The 16,476-nt window shown below is 42.6% G+C and carries 16 protein-coding genes; 11 read left to right on the top strand and 5 right to left on the bottom strand.

Annotation, left to right across the window (positions count from 1 at the left end; all coding sequences use genetic code 11):
* The first annotated feature begins 67 nt into the window (after positions 1–67).
* The 6 genes from JMX13_RS06515 to JMX13_RS06490 all read left to right on the top strand — a co-directional run bounded on the left by JMX13_RS06515 (position 68) and on the right by JMX13_RS06490 (position 6,340).
* On the top strand, positions 68–580 hold the full coding sequence (locus tag JMX13_RS06515) for a disulfide bond formation protein B (protein WP_201611230.1): 513 nt from the start codon (positions 68–70) through the stop codon (positions 578–580).
* A 487-nt stretch (positions 581–1,067) separates the two neighbouring features.
* The gene (locus JMX13_RS06510; protein ID WP_201611227.1) at positions 1,068–1,688 is read left to right on the top strand and encodes a copper resistance protein NlpE; all 621 of its coding nucleotides are present in this window, start codon (positions 1,068–1,070) and stop codon (positions 1,686–1,688) included.
* Positions 1,689–1,951: 263 nt separating this feature from the next.
* Positions 1,952–3,451 (top strand): UDP-N-acetylmuramate:L-alanyl-gamma-D-glutamyl-meso-diaminopimelate ligase, encoded by a 1,500-nt coding sequence (gene mpl / locus JMX13_RS06505; RefSeq protein WP_201611224.1) that lies wholly within the window; start codon positions 1,952–1,954, stop codon positions 3,449–3,451.
* A gap of 437 nt (positions 3,452–3,888) precedes the next feature.
* On the top strand, positions 3,889–4,143 hold the full coding sequence (locus JMX13_RS06500) for a GlsB/YeaQ/YmgE family stress response membrane protein (RefSeq protein WP_201545128.1): 255 nt from the start codon (positions 3,889–3,891) through the stop codon (positions 4,141–4,143).
* Positions 4,144–4,374: 231 nt separating this feature from the next.
* Positions 4,375–4,929: a peptide deformylase gene (gene def / locus JMX13_RS06495; RefSeq protein ID WP_201611222.1), complete on the top strand. Its 555-nt coding sequence runs from the start codon at positions 4,375–4,377 to the stop codon at positions 4,927–4,929.
* Positions 4,930–5,164: 235 nt separating this feature from the next.
* The gene (locus JMX13_RS06490) at positions 5,165–6,340 is read left to right on the top strand and encodes a type III PLP-dependent enzyme (RefSeq protein WP_201611484.1); all 1,176 of its coding nucleotides are present in this window, start codon (positions 5,165–5,167) and stop codon (positions 6,338–6,340) included.
* A gap of 109 nt (positions 6,341–6,449) precedes the next feature.
* On the opposite strand, the gene JMX13_RS06485 is transcribed toward JMX13_RS06490, so the two are convergent.
* The 3 genes from JMX13_RS06485 to dnaJ all read right to left on the bottom strand — a co-directional run bounded on the left by JMX13_RS06485 (position 6,450) and on the right by dnaJ (position 9,624).
* A complete protein-coding gene (locus tag JMX13_RS06485) occupies positions 6,450–7,367 on the bottom strand; it encodes a hypothetical protein (RefSeq protein WP_201611219.1) in 918 nt (305 codons plus the stop codon).
* A gap of 82 nt (positions 7,368–7,449) precedes the next feature.
* Positions 7,450–8,280: a 4-hydroxy-tetrahydrodipicolinate reductase gene (dapB, locus tag JMX13_RS06480; protein WP_201611216.1), complete on the bottom strand. Its 831-nt coding sequence runs from the start codon at positions 8,278–8,280 to the stop codon at positions 7,450–7,452.
* 213 nt (positions 8,281–8,493) lie between these two features.
* Entirely contained in the window at positions 8,494–9,624 is a 1,131-nt protein-coding gene (dnaJ, locus tag JMX13_RS06475) for a molecular chaperone DnaJ (RefSeq protein WP_201611214.1), read from the bottom strand.
* A 428-nt stretch (positions 9,625–10,052) separates the two neighbouring features.
* Between dnaJ and JMX13_RS06470 the strand changes: the two genes are divergently transcribed.
* The gene (locus JMX13_RS06470; protein WP_201611211.1) at positions 10,053–10,706 is read left to right on the top strand and encodes a DUF2939 domain-containing protein; all 654 of its coding nucleotides are present in this window, start codon (positions 10,053–10,055) and stop codon (positions 10,704–10,706) included.
* Between the two features lie 135 nt (positions 10,707–10,841).
* Here the strand turns inward: JMX13_RS06470 and JMX13_RS06465 are convergent, their stop codons facing one another.
* Both JMX13_RS06465 and JMX13_RS06460 read right to left on the bottom strand, forming a co-directional pair.
* A complete protein-coding gene (locus JMX13_RS06465) occupies positions 10,842–11,924 on the bottom strand; it encodes a disulfide isomerase DsbC N-terminal domain-containing protein (protein ID WP_201611206.1) in 1,083 nt (360 codons plus the stop codon).
* A gap of 370 nt (positions 11,925–12,294) precedes the next feature.
* A complete protein-coding gene (locus JMX13_RS06460) occupies positions 12,295–12,999 on the bottom strand; it encodes a pseudouridine synthase (RefSeq protein ID WP_201611482.1) in 705 nt (234 codons plus the stop codon).
* A gap of 197 nt (positions 13,000–13,196) precedes the next feature.
* On the opposite strand from JMX13_RS06460, the gene JMX13_RS06455 reads away from it, so the two are divergent.
* The 4 genes from JMX13_RS06455 (at position 13,197) to JMX13_RS06440 (ending at position 16,280) form a co-directional block, all read left to right on the top strand.
* Positions 13,197–13,793, top strand: coding sequence for a YigZ family protein (locus JMX13_RS06455; protein WP_201611202.1), 597 nt, complete (start codon positions 13,197–13,199; stop codon positions 13,791–13,793).
* 218 nt (positions 13,794–14,011) lie between these two features.
* Complete coding sequence (locus JMX13_RS06450) at positions 14,012–15,073, top strand: YheT family hydrolase (protein ID WP_201611190.1); 1,062 nt, start codon at positions 14,012–14,014, stop codon at positions 15,071–15,073.
* Between the two features lie 75 nt (positions 15,074–15,148).
* Positions 15,149–15,691 (top strand): acyl-CoA thioesterase, encoded by a 543-nt coding sequence (locus JMX13_RS06445; protein ID WP_201611188.1) that lies wholly within the window; start codon positions 15,149–15,151, stop codon positions 15,689–15,691.
* Between the two features lie 211 nt (positions 15,692–15,902).
* The gene (locus tag JMX13_RS06440; protein ID WP_201611184.1) at positions 15,903–16,280 is read left to right on the top strand and encodes a DsrE family protein; all 378 of its coding nucleotides are present in this window, start codon (positions 15,903–15,905) and stop codon (positions 16,278–16,280) included.
* Positions 16,281–16,476: the final 196 nt, after the last annotated feature.

The raw sequence follows: 16,476 nt of genomic DNA, 5'->3' as shown, positions 1-16,476 counted from the left end.
TTTATTAATTTCATTATTTATCAATTTTAACCTTTATCAATAAGCACTTTATAAGAGTATTCGCCCCATGCGACAGCTGACCACTTACCGTAATCTGCAAGTGTTTTTAGTAATAATGACCGTGATAGGCATGAGTTTTGCGCTATTTTTCTTACAGCGTTATATGGGATTTTCGCCTTGCCCGCTGTGTATTTTTCAGCGTATTGGGCTGATGATTATGGGCGGCTTTGCTTTAATCGCAGCGCTGTTTAATCCAAAATCAATGGTGGTGCGTTTGCTATTATGGCTTGGGAGCTTAGCAGGTATCGGTTGGGCGGCTGTAGTCGCAGGTCGTCACGTTTGGCTACAACATTTGCCTGCTGACCAAGTGCCTTCTTGTGGTCCCGGCTTAGATTATTGGCTTGACACCCTGCCGATGCAGCAAGTCTTAAAAGAAGTTTTTGCAGGCTCTGGCGAGTGCGCGTCTATTGATTGGACGTTTATGGGCTTGAGTATCCCTGAACAATCTTTGATTTTATTTAGCACTCTGATAGTGGTGCATGTGCTGATTTTATGGCGTATCGTACGCCCTGCTCGCTAGATTTTTTTATAAACAATTTTTCTAACGGCTGTTAATAATTTTCTAACTTCTTTAATTGCGCTTCATTATTAACCACCACTTATATAACCGTCATGCTTAATTGCACTGACGGTTATTTTAGTTTTATATCCTATAAAAGCTATTTATTTGATATTTTCACCCTATCAGCACTACCCACAAACCTCCTTAGTCACTTTTACGCTTTGATATCTCTATAAGATTTATCTACCCTATTGGAATAACGATAGATTCCATAGCCCATTAATCGCATATAGACAGTGTTTTTAATGCTTATATACGATGTTATTGATTAGCTCGTTTACAGTTATCACATAATTTAACGAAGTCTGGGTCGCGCGTTTTACTTATTGCCGTTAAGCTTGTCCTATTTAGTTTTTGATTATTTTTATTTTACCAATGCCACAGTCAGTTTTCCTACTGGCAAGGTTTAGATACACTATTTAAAAAACTGTTTTTTGGTAATACTATGATGAATTTCTCACCTACTTGCTGTTTTGCGGTTACCACTATCAGACGCTGTATGCGCCCATTGTTAGCAGTACCACTTTGTTTATTACTGATGAGCTGTGACAGCGCATCCTCTTCTAATAATAAAACAACGCAAACTGCACCGATAAATAGTCTAGAGCAGACTGATGGGCAAAGTGATGCTGCTCTAGAGAATGGTAGTAGCGATGTAGTCAATGAGGCAAATGGCGAACAAGGTCAGTCACTTATTGCAGCGGCCAATGCAAAAGACAATACGCGAAGCTCACCGATGATTTCTGCAGTGAATAGTGATAGTAATTTGCAAGCAACGTTGATGGGGGATTATGGCGGTATTGTGCCATGCGCCTCTTGCGACAATATCGACATTACTTTAAATTTATTCGCTGATGGCTCTGTGCTAAAAACCAGTGTTTTTAATGATGCAGAGCCGACCAATCCGCCTTTACTAGAATCTGGGGTTTATCGCCAAGATGACAATAAAATTACCATTGTCTACGAGAATAAAAACATCGAAACCTATCAAATTAGAGACAATCATTTGATTATGATGGATGCCGATAAAAATCCTAATGATGACTATACTCTGTCGCGTCGCTAAGCAGACAGGTAAACAGGATTTTGCGCAAATCATCTAGATCAATCATCTAGATCAATCATCTAGATCAATCATCTAGATCAATCATCTAAATCGAGTTTCTACATAACGCCTACTTACTGGGCGTTTTTTATTGGTCATCTTATGGTGTTTACTTTACAATGAGCCTTTGTCTATTGAGCTATCTACCGAACTGTCTGCTGCACTAATATGTGTTGCCTGACATTCAAGCTCAATTCCCTTTTTCAAGCGTGTACGGAACGTCTATGCATATTCATATTCTTGGTATTTGTGGTACTTTTATGGGCTCGCTGGCGTTACTCGCGCGCGCGCTTGGGCATACGGTTACAGGCTCGGACGCCAATGTCTATCCACCGATGTCGACCCAACTTGAAAATGCTGGCGTGACGATTGCCGAAGGTTATTTGGTAGAACATTTGCAGCCGACGCCTGATTTGGTGGTGGTTGGTAATGCGATGAAACGTGGCATGGATGTCATTGAATATATGCTTGATAGCGGTCTGCGCTATACCTCAGGGCCACAATTTTTATCTGAACAAGTGCTGCAATCTCGCCATGTCATCGCTGTGGCTGGTACGCATGGTAAAACCACCACGACAACCATGCTTGCTTGGATACTACATTATGCCGGTATTGATACAGGGTTTTTGATTGGCGGTGTGCCATTGGTCGATACCACTGATGCGCACTTACAGCAAGTCTTTGCCCATAGCAGCTACTTGGGTGCTGAAAAAACCGTTGATGGCGATGTAGAAAAAGCAGGTTACTTCGTTATTGAGGCTGATGAATACGATTCGGCATTTTTTGATAAGCGTTCAAAGTTCGTTCACTATCGTCCGCGTACTGCAATTTTAAATAACCTTGAATTTGACCATGCCGATATCTTCGCTGACCTAAACGCTATCCAAACCCAGTTTCATCATATGGTACGCATGATTCCAAGCACCGGTAAAATCATCATGCCAGCGGCGACCATTAGTTTAGAAGATACCTTGGCAAAAGGCGTTTGGACACCGATTTGGCGAACTGCTGTTCTAGATTCGTTGGCAGATAATACCGATATAGAAGACAAAACGTTAAAAAACAATAGCGACTGGCAGGCTGAGCTTATCAGCGCCGATGGCGGTCAATTTAATGTCAGTTTTGTCGCGGATACTGCTGATAAAGAAGCAACAGGCGTCGTCGATTGGTCAATGAGTGGCATTCATAACGTCAATAATGCTTTGGTTGCGGTCGCGGCTGCTTATAATGTTGGTGTCGATGTCAAAACTGCCTGCGCGGCATTATCAGCCTTTGCTGGTATCAAACGCCGTATGGAGCTGATTGGCGATGTAAATAACATCTTGGTATTTGATGATTTCGCACATCACCCGACCGCCATTACCACCACCTTAGATGGTGCCAAAAAGAAACTGGCGAACAGACGCATTTGGGCGATTATCGAGCCGCGCAGCAACACCATGAAAATGGGTATTCATCAAGACAGCTTGGCTGAGTCCGCTGCCCTTGCCGACCATACTTTATGGTATGAGCCAACAGGACTTGAATGGGGTCTAAAGGACGTCATCGATAATGCCAAGGCTAAAAACCCGAATATCGCAAGTCAGCAGGTACTTTCTAGTACCGAGGCGATTATTGAACATATTATTACCTATGCCAAATCTGGCGATGCTATTGTCATTATGTCGAATGGCGGCTTTGAAGGGATTCATCAGCGTCTATTAACTGCGCTGCGTAACCAATAAAATGCTGCTAAAAAACTAAAAGCATTGAAGTATTTCTATCTTAAAAGCGTGGTTCCGTTAAACGAACCACGCTTTTTTATGGGCGTTTTTTCTCAGTCAAATTTATAGCCAAGCTAACAGTCGAACCTACAGCCAAGCTAACAGTCAAACGCATATCCAAATCAGCCGTTATTTTTATGCGCTAAATTACTTTTCTTAAATTTTCAAATTTTATCTTCTCAATTAGCCATGGCGTTAGCGACTTTACTACCTTTGTAACCTACCGTTTACCTATCTCCTCTGCTTGATAGCAAATATGGCTTTTTCCTCACACAGCCCGTACACAGATAACATTTCGTCCTTACTTTTTTAAGTAAGGAATGATTACAATGAATTCATCAAAATAAGTAACATATTATAAATAACAGTATAAATTAAACCCTATTAGGAGAATAACAATGAGCTTTATTTGGATGATTATCGTAGGTTTGGTCGCAGGTTTATTGGCTCGTGCTATTAAGCCGGGTAACGACCCTATGGGTTGGATTATGACCATCGTTTTGGGTATCGTTGGTGCGATGCTAGGTGGTTTTGTCGCAGGCTTAATCGGTATCAATGCTGATGGCGGCTTTACTGGTCTAATATTCTCAGTAATCGGTGCAATTATCTTACTATTTATCTATGAGATGATTATGAGTAAACGCCGTATATAATTGATGCATACCACTCATAGCGTTTAATCTAATTAAAGAAATATAAAAAGGTCTTGCTCAATGCAAGGCTTTTTTTATTGATACCATTTTTCTGTCTTAATTATTAATCATAAGTCTTGCTTATGTTATTAAATAAGGATAAAGAACCTCATGTATTGATAAGCATTACTTTTGTCCCCATTTATCTTATAATATCAGACCTATTTTATCTTTATCATTGAGGTGAGCCTTATGGCGTTACTCCCTATTTTAAGCTATCCTGACCCGCGCTTACGCACGATTGCTAAGCCTGTCAAGGAAGTCACGGCTGAAATCAAAACCTTAATCGCCGATATGATTGAGACCATGTATGATGCCCAAGGTATTGGGTTAGCAGCGAGCCAAGTTGATCGCCATATCCAGCTTATCGTCATGGATTTATCGGAAGATAAAGATAGCCCAAGGGTTTTTATTAATCCTAAGGTCACGCCGTTGGTAGAAGAAAAGCAGCCGTACGAAGAGGGTTGTTTATCGGTACCTGAAGTCTATGATAAGGTTGAGCGTCCAAGTAAAGTGCGTATCGAAGCCTTAGACGAGAATGGCAACAAGATTGATGAAGAAGTAGAAGGTTTACTTGCTGTTTGTATCCAACATGAAATGGATCATTTAAACGGCGTCATTTTTGTCGATTATTTATCGCGTCTTAAACAAACGCGTGCGCGCGATAAAGTGCGTAAGGTGCTTAAAATACGTGAGAAGCAAGGCGAAGAGATACACGATAAACAGCCGCAAACTACCAACTCTTAATTGATTCATTCATTTATTTTTTAAGCCGTATTTTTCGTCATTTAATTATTAGTAAGAAATATCGTTCGTTAAGAATTTATGCTTGCCGCTTAATTTTAGCCGCGGCAATAAGTACGATATAAGCAGCAATAATTACGATGATGGTTTTATAACGACGATGGTATTGGCTTTATACTTTCCAATATTTTTATTCTCTGACATCTAGTGTCTTCATTAAAGGTTTCCTACCATGACCATGATCAAAATTGACCAATATTTTGACCCTGCCGGCTGGCAGAAGTTCACCAAAGCTGCCGAAGGTCGCGACACGCCATTTTTGGTGGTCGACTTGAGCCGCATTAAAGCAAAATATGCGGAAATGGTTGGTTTTTTTCCAAAGGCAAAAATCCATTATGCTATGAAGGCAAGCCCTGCGGTTGAAGTCATTAACTTACTGGCTGAGCTTGGGTCAAACTTTGACTGTGCGTCAATCTATGAGCTGGATCGGGTGCTTGATTGCGGCGTTGAGCCATCACGTATCTCTTATGGCAACACCATTAAAAAAGCGCAGCATGTCAAATATGCCTTTGAAAAAGGGATTGATTTGTACGCAACCGATTCTGAAGCGGATTTAAAAAATATCGCTAAGCACGCGCCTGGTTCAAAAATATTTGTACGTATTTTAGTACAAGGCTCTGAAACCGCTGAATGGCCGCTATCACGTAAATTTGGTTGCCATCCAAATATGGCGATTGACTTGTTGATTCAAGCGCGCGAATTGGGCTTGGTACCTTATGGTATCTCGTTCCACGTCGGTAGTCAGCAAAAAGACGTGGCTGCTTGGGATGATGCGCTCGCTAAGGTCAAATATATGTTTGACTGGATGAAAAATGAGGAAGGCATTAAGCTACAAATGATTAATTTAGGCGGCGGCTTTCCGGCGAACTATATCAGCGAAGTCAATCCGGTCAAAGTTTATGCAGAAGAGATTACCCGTTATCTGACCGATGACTATAATGAAGATGAAATGCCTGAGATTATTCTTGAGCCAGGTCGTTCATTGGTTGGCGGCTCCGGTGTATTGGTCAGCGATGTGGTACTTATTTCGCGTAAATCAGATACGGATTTGACGCGCTGGGTCTATACCGATGTGGGCTTATTCCAAGGCTTGATTGAGACTTTGGGTGAAGCCATCAAATATCCTGTTTATACGCCTAAAATGGAAACGTCGACAAGCGAAGGCACCGTCGTATTGGCAGGTCCAACTTGTGATTCAACCGATATCATGTATGAAGAAGCCGGTTATCAGTTGCCAGAAGAGTTAGAAATTGGCGATAAGATCTATTGGTTAACGACTGGTGCTTATACCAACTCGTATTCGTCTGTCGAATTTAATGGTTTTCCGCCGTTAGAGGTGGTTTATATTGATTAATTTTTAACCAATCAATATCAATAAAAAAGCGCGGTACTGCTTATCACAGTACTGCGCTTTTTTACGTCTATTTTAATATATCCAGTGATGGGGCGTTAATAAGTACCAGCTACTGTACCAATAATGAAATAGGCACATTATTGTTGCTATTTAGCGCCCTATTACTGCCATAGCCTGAGTTTTTACTTTGATTGTTTTGTGAGATTTGTCCGATAGTCACCCACTGTCCGCGTGGTACGATGATGGTGCTATTCAATCTTTGCCCTTGTACGCTACTGTTATTATTATAAGCATGGCGATTATCAGAAGGATTAGCGCGCACGAGCTGCTCTTCTACTTGGGTGAGCGTTACTTCGACCTGTCCGTTTGGCAATAACTTTGGCGTTACCGCAATCCCTTGCGTCGTTGGTAGTAATACTTGCTGCTGAATAACAATCTGCCCCGCTGGGCCATGATACGTCGGATAGCTATTGGCAATATAGCTTTGGTTTAATGAGTAAAGCGTGCCAGTGCTGATACTGGCTGCACTGCCAGACAACGTTTGTACTTGATATAGATTATGACCTTGATGCTGGCTATTACGCTGGTTAATCATCCCTGCACCTTGAATACCGCGATTGCTAATAACAATCCGACCTTGCTGGATATTACCTTGGGATTGACTAGTATTACCGACACGCACAGCAACGGTCAACGCCTGCGGTTGAGCATCAATCTGATTGAGTAACTGCTTTACTTTTTGATAATTAGCAGCCGTGGTACGTAATACTAATTTATCTTGATAGCTAGACAACGTGCCGCCATCGCGACTATTATTTAACTCCTGACGCACCGCTGGTAATAAGCTCTCGCCACCATAGGTATGAATGACATAGGTTTGATAAACCGTGGCTTGTACGACTATCGGCAATACCGTCAAGCCTAACGTAAATACTATAGGACGCGTATAACTTGTGGTTTTGGTAGCTTTTATCATAGCCAGTATGCGACCAAAACGTGTTATTAGATGTTCGCTAAACTTATTCATGTATGAATCCTAGCAGTCATTCTGCTTTATCAATAAGTAACGGCTGCCAAACCATAAGCCAAAAACCTTAATCCTTTAAGTTTTAGTCATTTAAACCTAAGACATCCTGCATATTATATTGACCAACTTCTTGTTTAATTACCCAAGTTGCCGCACGTACCGCTCCAGAAGCAAAGGTCATACGCGCACGCGCACGGTGGGTAATTTCAACCACTTCACCGTCGGCAATAAACATCACGGTATGATCGCCGATGATTTCACCGCCGCGTATCGCATGAATACCAATGCTGCCCGCTTCGCGCTCGCCTGTTTGCCCTTCGCGGCCATAGACAGCGACGTCTTTTAGGTTCTGTCCGCGCGCTTCTGCGACGGCTTCTGCCATCATATAAGCCGTGCCCGATGGCGCATCGATTTTATGCTTATGATGGGCTTCGATGACTTCTACATCGGCATCGGTACCAAAGGCTTTTGCTGCCATCGCTAGTAATTTTAATGATAGATTAACGCCTGTTGAATAATTACCCGCATAAACGATAGCGATTTGCTTACTTGCTTCTTTTAATACTTTCTCTTGTTGCTCATTAAAGCCTGTGGTGCCAATCACCATCGCAACATTATTTGCTGCGCAGATTTGCATATTTTGTTCAGTGGCATCAGGTAAGCTAAAATCAATCAGCACATCGATGTCATTAATGACTGCTTTTAAATCATCGACAATCTGCACATCTAGACGACCAATTGCTGCAACTTCGCCAGCATCAGCACCGACAAGACTTGAACCTTGACGTTCAATCGCAGCGTTCAGCGTTGTTTGTGGGTTGTCCTGTACGGCTTCGATAAGCATACGACCCATACGCCCACCGGCACCGATAACACCAACGTTAATGGTTTTTTTATTTTCTTGCTGACTCATATCTTTATCCTAAATATTTTATTTTTAATAAGAGAGTTTTTGCATAATATATTTATCATAAGTTTAGCAAATATCGCTGCATATGTGGCTTTTTATACAGCCGATAAAAAGCCCAAAGGTTTCACATGAAACTTTTGGGCTAGCTTAAATATTTATTTGAGATACTTATTTTAGCTACATGATTTGAATATAACTTCTGAGCAATAAATAGGATTAATCAAATAAATCGCCAATCTTCTTAAAGAATGACTTTTTATGGGGTGATTGTTGATGTTTGCTGTCGCCATCAAGTGTGTCTTGGAATTGACGTAACAAGTCTTTTTGCTCACGAGTCAGATTCACTGGCGTCTCGATGACCACACGGCAAATTAAATCACCTTTCATGGTCGTGCGTACTGGCGTCACCCCTTTACCGCGTACACGCAACAATTTACCACTTTGCGTACCTTCGGCAACCTTTATTTTCACTTTGCCATCTAAGGTTGGGATTTCAACTTCTTTACCGAGCGCCGCATCGGTGATACTAACTGGCACGTCCATATAAAGGTCAGCACCTTGACGGGTAAAGACATCATGCGGTTTGACGCGTACTTCGACGTATAAATCACCGTTTTGTACGCCGGCACCGCCTGCTTCGCCTTCACCTGCGAGGCGTACGCGGTCACCATCATCAACGCCTGCTGGAATAGATACTTCAAGCGTGCGTGATTTGTCTTTGACGCCATTACCATGACAATCAGGACAAGGGTTTTTAATCTGTTTACCAGAGCCGCCGCACTGTGGACACGCTTGCTGCACGGCAAAAAATCCTTGCTGCATACGCACTTGACCCTGACCATGGCACATCTGACAAGTCACGATATCAGAAGCATTTTTTGCGCCTTTACCATCACAGGTATCGCAAGGCGCAGGAGCGGTAAAGCTGATTTCTTTTTTACAGCCGCGCACCGCTTCTTCTAGGGTCAGCTCAATCACATAACGCAAATCTGAGCCACGGCGCGAACGTCCACCGCCGCCACGCGACTGACCAAAGATATCGCCAAAGTTGCCGAAAATATCGCCAAATATATCTTGGAAATTACCACCACCTCCGCCGAAACCGCCACCGCCCATGCCGTTCTCAAAGGCAGCATGACCCATACGATCATAAGCTGAACGTTTTTCTTCGTTACTCAATACCTCATAAGCCATCGACGCTTCTTTGAACTTCTCTTCGGCATCAGGGTCATCAGAGTTACGGTCCGGATGGTATTTCATAGCAAGCTTGCGGTAAGCTCGCTTGATTTCTTTGGTGTCTACAGTCTTACTGACACCTAATATCTCATAAAAATCGCGCTTACTCATGGGCTCTCCTATCGTCTTCACAGTCCACCGGTCGGTCGATTCATCAACCCGAGTCAATCATCCTACTTATACTGCTACTTATATTCGCATTAAAAGGTTTCACATGAAACACAGCGAAATAGGCGCAGGCAAAAAGGATGATTTATGAATCTTACAAGCGAGTACGGCGGGATGCTGCTTAGCCAAATCAATTATTAAAAGTTTGCGCTATTTATGGAGATGGCAATATGATTTATCAAGCGCTTGGCAGTCAAAATTCTCACATATGGCATTTAAGCACTTAAAAAAGATTTTATTAAGAATTCAATAAAGGTTTTTATACCTTTATAAAGGCTGACCATGCTAGTATTTAGCGCCATATTGATGGGGTTTTAAATCCTATTTTTGAGATTTTTAGCCACTAGGTTTGCAATAAGGTAGTAATTTTTATGAAAAAGCTGATTGTTTTATTTATAGTGATTGCCATCGCAATCTATGGCGGCTCGCCTTACTACAGCGCCTATCAGCTTAAAAATGCCTATGACGCCAAAGATGGTGCGACTATCGCAGCAGCGATTGATTATGAGCAAGTGCGCCCCAGTATCCAAAATCAGCTGACCAGCCAGTTTGCAGTGACCATGACCAAATACCCATTGGTTGCCGAACTTGGCGGCGCGCCATTAACCGAGGCGGCCAACGGTTTTATCATTCAAGCGGTCGGTGGTGCGATTACGCCGCAAAATATCGAAAAACTGATTAATACCCAAGGTCAAGCCAACACCGCGACCAAAGAGCTTGCCGCTGCATGGGCAATTGCCAGTAATCAAGTCGATTTAAAGAACTTGATTCAAAGCCTAATTATTCAGCGCGGTGATATCAATGCCGTGGTTAAAAATCAAATGCAGCAAATTATAGATAAACAAGCGGCAGAACTTGAACAACAAGCGGCGCAAGGAACAGATAGCGATAAGCCAAATTTGGGCTATTGCGGTATTAATTGCTTTGACATTAGCGGTCAGGTTAAAGGCTACCCGCTCACGATCAAAATGCAGCGAGATGGTTTGATAAATTGGAAAATCGTCGATATCATTTTACCGCAATAGACGTTCTCATAATAAACGTTGCCACAATAAATTAGCTAGAGCCAATCGTTAAGCGCATAAAAAAACCACCACATGAATATAGTCATACGGTGGTTTTTTATTGGTTATTTTCCATGCTATAGCATACTAAACAACTTACTCCACGCCCAAGAACTCTAAAAACTCAGGGCTCTCAAAGCTTGCTTGAAAAAGGACACCATCTTCACGGTAAATAGCCGGCGTTGCCATCACCGCAAGTCCTGCCGCTTTTTCGCGATTGGGCGTTATATGGTTGACCTTACAGCTTGCTGGTGCAGGCGTCATTTTACCTTGTAGCATGGCTTTATCTAATGCCTTGCGACGGCTATCTTCATTGCCCTGACACCAGATAGCGCGCATTTGCTCAGGCGACTCTTCATAGATCGGATAGCCAATGGTTTTGACCGTCACGCCCTTTGCATTGAGCATGGGCAGTTGTTGATGCAAGCGGCGGCAATACGGGCAATTAACATCGGTGGCGACATATATAATTGCTTTTTCAGTGCCAGTTGCGGGGTAATTAATCAGCTGGCTTTCGTCCAAAGTTGCAAATACGGATTGGTTTTTAAGGCGCTCAAAGTTGCCATCAAGCCCGATAAACTGACCGTTTTCAATCACTGATATCTCGCCGTCGGTAATATACTGCCCATCATCTGACAATAAAAAAGGCACGCCTTCTAAGGTGGCTCCCCAAATGACACCCGGCACCGCAGTATAGAAGAACGGTATTTTGGCACTCATGTTTTTTAGCGCGCTCATATTAGCTAGGATGTCAGATTTGACACTGGCGCTAACGGGTTTGCCAACTTGTGCGCTGCTGCTACGTGCTGGGGTTTTAGTCACTACGCGTTTGCTTGGATTCTTTTGTAGCTCCCCTTGGATGACATATTTGCCATCTGCGGTAATATGCAGCGGCGGCTGTCCTGCTAGATTAACCTGATACATATTGGGTAGTTTAGACGGTACGATAGAGGTGATTTGGGTTTTGATACCGGCTTGGCTCAGCAGTTGACGTAATTGACTATCGACCGCTTTACTGATACTGCCAGTAGCTTGGGTGCCTTGAATAGTTTCAATAGTTTGCGGCGCTTGGTTGCTGTTTTTTTTGATAGCGTCAGTAGTACTTTGCTGCGCACAAGCAGTGGAGGTCAATAATATGGCACTGATTAAGCTGGCAGATTTTAATATAGGGAATTTCACAAAGACAGTCCTATTGGTTTTTAATAGCTATTACCATTAAAATCATTCCTGTTAAATGCTATTTTTTAAAAAACAGCAACTATTCACGGTAAGAATTTAAAGGTAACCACAATTAATAAAGATAACTATATTATGTAAAAATATAGATTAAAAAAAGATAGGCTGACTTTAGCACAAGGGCAGTTTTTGCAAAGTATTAAAGGCTTAATTTTGCAAAACTGCTACTGAGCTTTAAGAGATAGGCAACACAGACAGTTGGCAGAGATAATAAATATAAAAAGTAGGCAGCAAAAAGCAGCACACTTTGCAGTGGCTGCTCATTTTGGAAAATATTTTAATGGCTCATCTTAGGATTTAGCACAGCTTAAGTTTAGAACTTAGCCACTTCTTCTGGTGTTAGGAAACGACTGTCGCCTTTATCCAAACCGTCTAAAGTGATATGGCCAATACTGGCGCGGTGCAGCTCAGTCACTCGATTGCCAAAGTAGCCCATCATACGTTTGACTTGATGATATTTACCCTGCTCTAAGGTTAAACGCGCATGGGTTTCATCGATGAATTCAAGAATGGCAGGCTTGGTTTCTTCGTGCTCGCCTTCTAACAAGATACCTTCGGCCACTTCTTTAACAGCATTGGCTTGCGCGTCGCTATCCATCGCCTCAGCTAAGGTCAGCTCATAAATCTTGGCATGCTCATGTTTAGGGCTGGTGACACGGTGCAACCATTTGCCATCATCACTGATAAGCAACGCACCCGTGGTATCGACATCGAGGCGACCTGCAATACGTAAACTACCAAGCTCTGGTACGGCAATCAGCTCAGTAACGATAGGGTGTTCTTTGACTTTTAAGGTACATTCAAAGCCTTCAGGCTTATGCAGCAGAATATAGCGATTACCAGCAGCAACTGACAACGGCTCGCCTGCCCACATTACCTCATCGTTGACGATATCGACGTGCAGCCCTGGATCCTTGACCACAGTATCATTTAACGTTACTTCACCGGCGTGCAGAATCTTTTTTGATTCTTTGCGCGACAGCTCAGTGGCTTTACTCAGAAATTTATCTAGACGCATACTATTTACTACCATCCATTTTATGATACCTACTCTACCTTAGCGTCTAACGACACAAGCAGTCATACTGAGCTTGTGCGCTATCTTCACTGATAAGAAGTGGTACTATAATAAAAAATTAAATGAACACTGCGCCAAATACGGACGACAGTGAAAGTTAAGTAAGTTTACCATATCCAACCTAGACCTGATGAAATATGAGCTATCAAACGCTAAAACATGCTGTGACCACACGCTTAGAAATTAAAAAATCTGAGTTTATTGCCTATGCTTATCCGGTGACCTCGCGTGAGCAAGCCATGTTTCACGTGGAACAACTACGTCAGCAATATACCGATGCGCGCCATCATTGTTGGGCGTATATCATTGGTGATCCCAACAATACCACCAGTGCTGGCTTTGACGACGATGGCGAACCGAATGGTACGGCAGGACGACCGATATTAAATGTCTTACAGCATAAATCCATCGGTAACGTCATTATCATTGTGGTGCGTTATTTTGGCGGTATCAAGCTCGGTGCGGGCGGCTTGACTCGCGCTTATGCTGGCTCAGCGCAGGCTGCCGTCGATGAAATGGTTCTTCTACCCTATGTACCAATGGCGCAAGTGCAAATACTCGCTGAGTTTGCCACTGAAGCGCAATGTCGCTACGTGGTCGAAAGTTTACATGGTCGTATCGATGACGTGAATTATAGTAAACAAGTGACATTGACCGTGACGCTTGCTGAAGCAGATATAGATCGTTTAAAAGAACGGCTGGCGATGGATGGGCGCGTCTTAGATAATTCGTAAGAAATAAGTATTTTTAATTCTCTGTTTCTAACATGCTATTTTTAGTAGCATTGTTTTGAATAACATGGTTTTTAGTAGTATTGATTTGAGTAACCATGCGTTCACTGAGCGTTCACTGAAAAGCATTGGTTTTGACCACGTCCGTCGGTATGATAAGGCATTGATTGTTAAAGACGATTTTAACGATAATTCATATAACCATTAAATAAGAAACCTTTATGCCAACATCGAAAGCACATAAAACCTTTTCACCTACCTCTTTTAAACCGCCCTTTTGGCTGAGTAATCCACACCTACAAAGCATTTTACCGAAATTTTTTGCCCCAAAAACGCCGACTTATCGCCGTGTGGTCGAAAAAGACTCCTTGGATGAAAGTGATATTGCCTATGACTTTTATGACGCCCATCCTATAGACGCCCAGTCTATAAAAGCAGCAGATAATGGCGAGCTTGAGCAAACGCCATTAATCGTGCTATTTCACGGTATGGAAGGCAGTAGTGACAGTCATTACGCCCGTGCTTTGGCGTATCAGATGCATGCGCAAGGCTGGCACTTTGTGGTGGCGCACTTTCGCAGCTGCGGCGGTATTCCTGCCAGCGGTCGTGTGTTTTATAACGCCGGTGACACTGGCGAGTTGCATCATATGCTAGAGAATTTGCGCGAAAATTACGCCCATATCTATGCGGTAGGTGTGTCGCTAGGTGGCAATGCACTGGCGAAATATATGGGTGAATATGGCGATAAAGCGCTATGTGATGGCGCGGCGGTGATTTCAGCACCTGTCGATATGTCGTCCGCGGCGCTTAGTATGCACAGCTTTTTGAGTCATCGTATTTATACGCCGTATCTGCTTAATCCCATTATCAAAAAAGCGTTGGCGAATGACATTACCAAGGATGAGATCGACTCTATTAAAGCGGTCAATCGTATCAGCGATTTTGATGATATCTTTACCGCGCCGCGCCACGGCTATCGCTCTAACAATCATTATTATCACTCCTCATCGGCATTGCCTTATTTGATAAAAGTGACCAAACCTTTATTATTAATTAGCGCCAAAGACGATCCTTTCCTTGGCTTTACCGCTACGCCAAACGATGTCTCTGACAGCGTCACTATTTTAAACACTGAGCATGGCGGGCACGTGGGCTTTATTCGTTATAACGCTGATAAAGACAAATCTCCTCATCTTTATAAAAAATCAAGATTTGATATCAATTGGTTACCCGAAACCGTCAGTGCTTATTTCGAGTCTATTGGCGTCGCGTCTAGCTCTTGATAATGACATTTGCTAATCTACTAAACCCTAACTATATTATTCTAACTTTAAACCTTACTCCTTTGAGATTGCGCCATGTATCCATTTATCCGTTATGCCAGCACCATCGCCCACGCCGCGCTACAAGTAAAAAAGGGCAATACCTTAACGTTTAAAGATACCAGTGAGATTACCTTTCGCTGTCGTTTGACGGACATTGATAATTTCTTGGAGATGAATAATGGTCGCGTGCTGACGCTTTATGATATGGGACGTACCGATTTTGCGGTACGGAGCGGACTTGGCAGCCAACTGCTCAAGCAGCGTTGGGGTTTGGTGGTCGCTGGTAGTACCATCCAATATCGCAAACGCATTCGTGCTTTTGATAAAGTCACCATGAAAACTCATATCGTCGGTTTCGATGAGCGCTGGATATATATCGAACAGTCGATGTGGGTCAAAGGCAAGCCGTGCTCCTCTGCCCTACTACGCACCGGCGTCACCGAAGGCGGCAAAGTCATCGAAACCTCGCGTATCTTAGCAGCGTTAGATCAAGCGGATTGGGAGCTACCACCGAGCGGCTATGTGGCAGAATGGATTATCAGTGATGCTGATCGTCCGTGGCCGCCGCAAGCTTAAGGCCAATAACTTAACGGTTTTCGTAAATCACAAGCAACGCTTCACATCCAAGTAACCTTATAGCTACTATTTACTAACAATACATTATATAAATACATATATTAAATGTTAGGATAGTAGTGAGTTTTATACTCAACTGAATAATATCTAGTTAGAAAAATAGTCTCATTAGAAACAAGCTAATTAAAAATAGTCTAATAAGGAAAATAAAATGGTTAATAATACGGATTACGTCGGAACATTATTTGATAATAGCGACTCAAACCCAAGCAAAATTACTTTAGCTTTTACCATGGCTGGAATTGCCTTGAAGAAAGGTCACTCTGCATCCGTGATTTTGATGGTAGATGCGGTACATTTGGCATTACCCAATGCCTTGGATGACGTCAATATTGGTGCGCCATTTGAGCCTGCGAGCGAATTGTTAGAAGCCTTTATCGAAAAAGGCGGTAACGTATTGGTCTGCGGCGCGTGTATGAAACACAATGGCGTCGAAGAATCAGCGATTGATAAGCGCTTCACCGTCATTAGTGGTGATGATGTGGTTGAACTGCTGATGAATGCGAAGGGTTCTTTACAGTTGAATTAAGCGTTTAAGCTAAGCAATAAGTTTAAATAAATGGGTTGGTTTTTTAGTCATCATTTTGATGGTTGAGAAAACTAACCCATTTTTATGGTAAGTAATTATTTGAACCGTTTAAAATTAACTAGGGCGTGTCCCTAATTCAGTTTGCAGTGGATCATAGTACAAGCCAGATATAGCATAGATTTATAATTTCGTGCCA

Source organism: Psychrobacter immobilis, from assembly GCF_904846285.1.
Taxonomy (GTDB): Bacteria; Pseudomonadota; Gammaproteobacteria; order Pseudomonadales; family Moraxellaceae; genus Psychrobacter; species Psychrobacter immobilis_D.
Note: the sequence above shows the minus strand (reverse complement) of the source record. Positions and strands in the feature narration are given on the sequence as shown.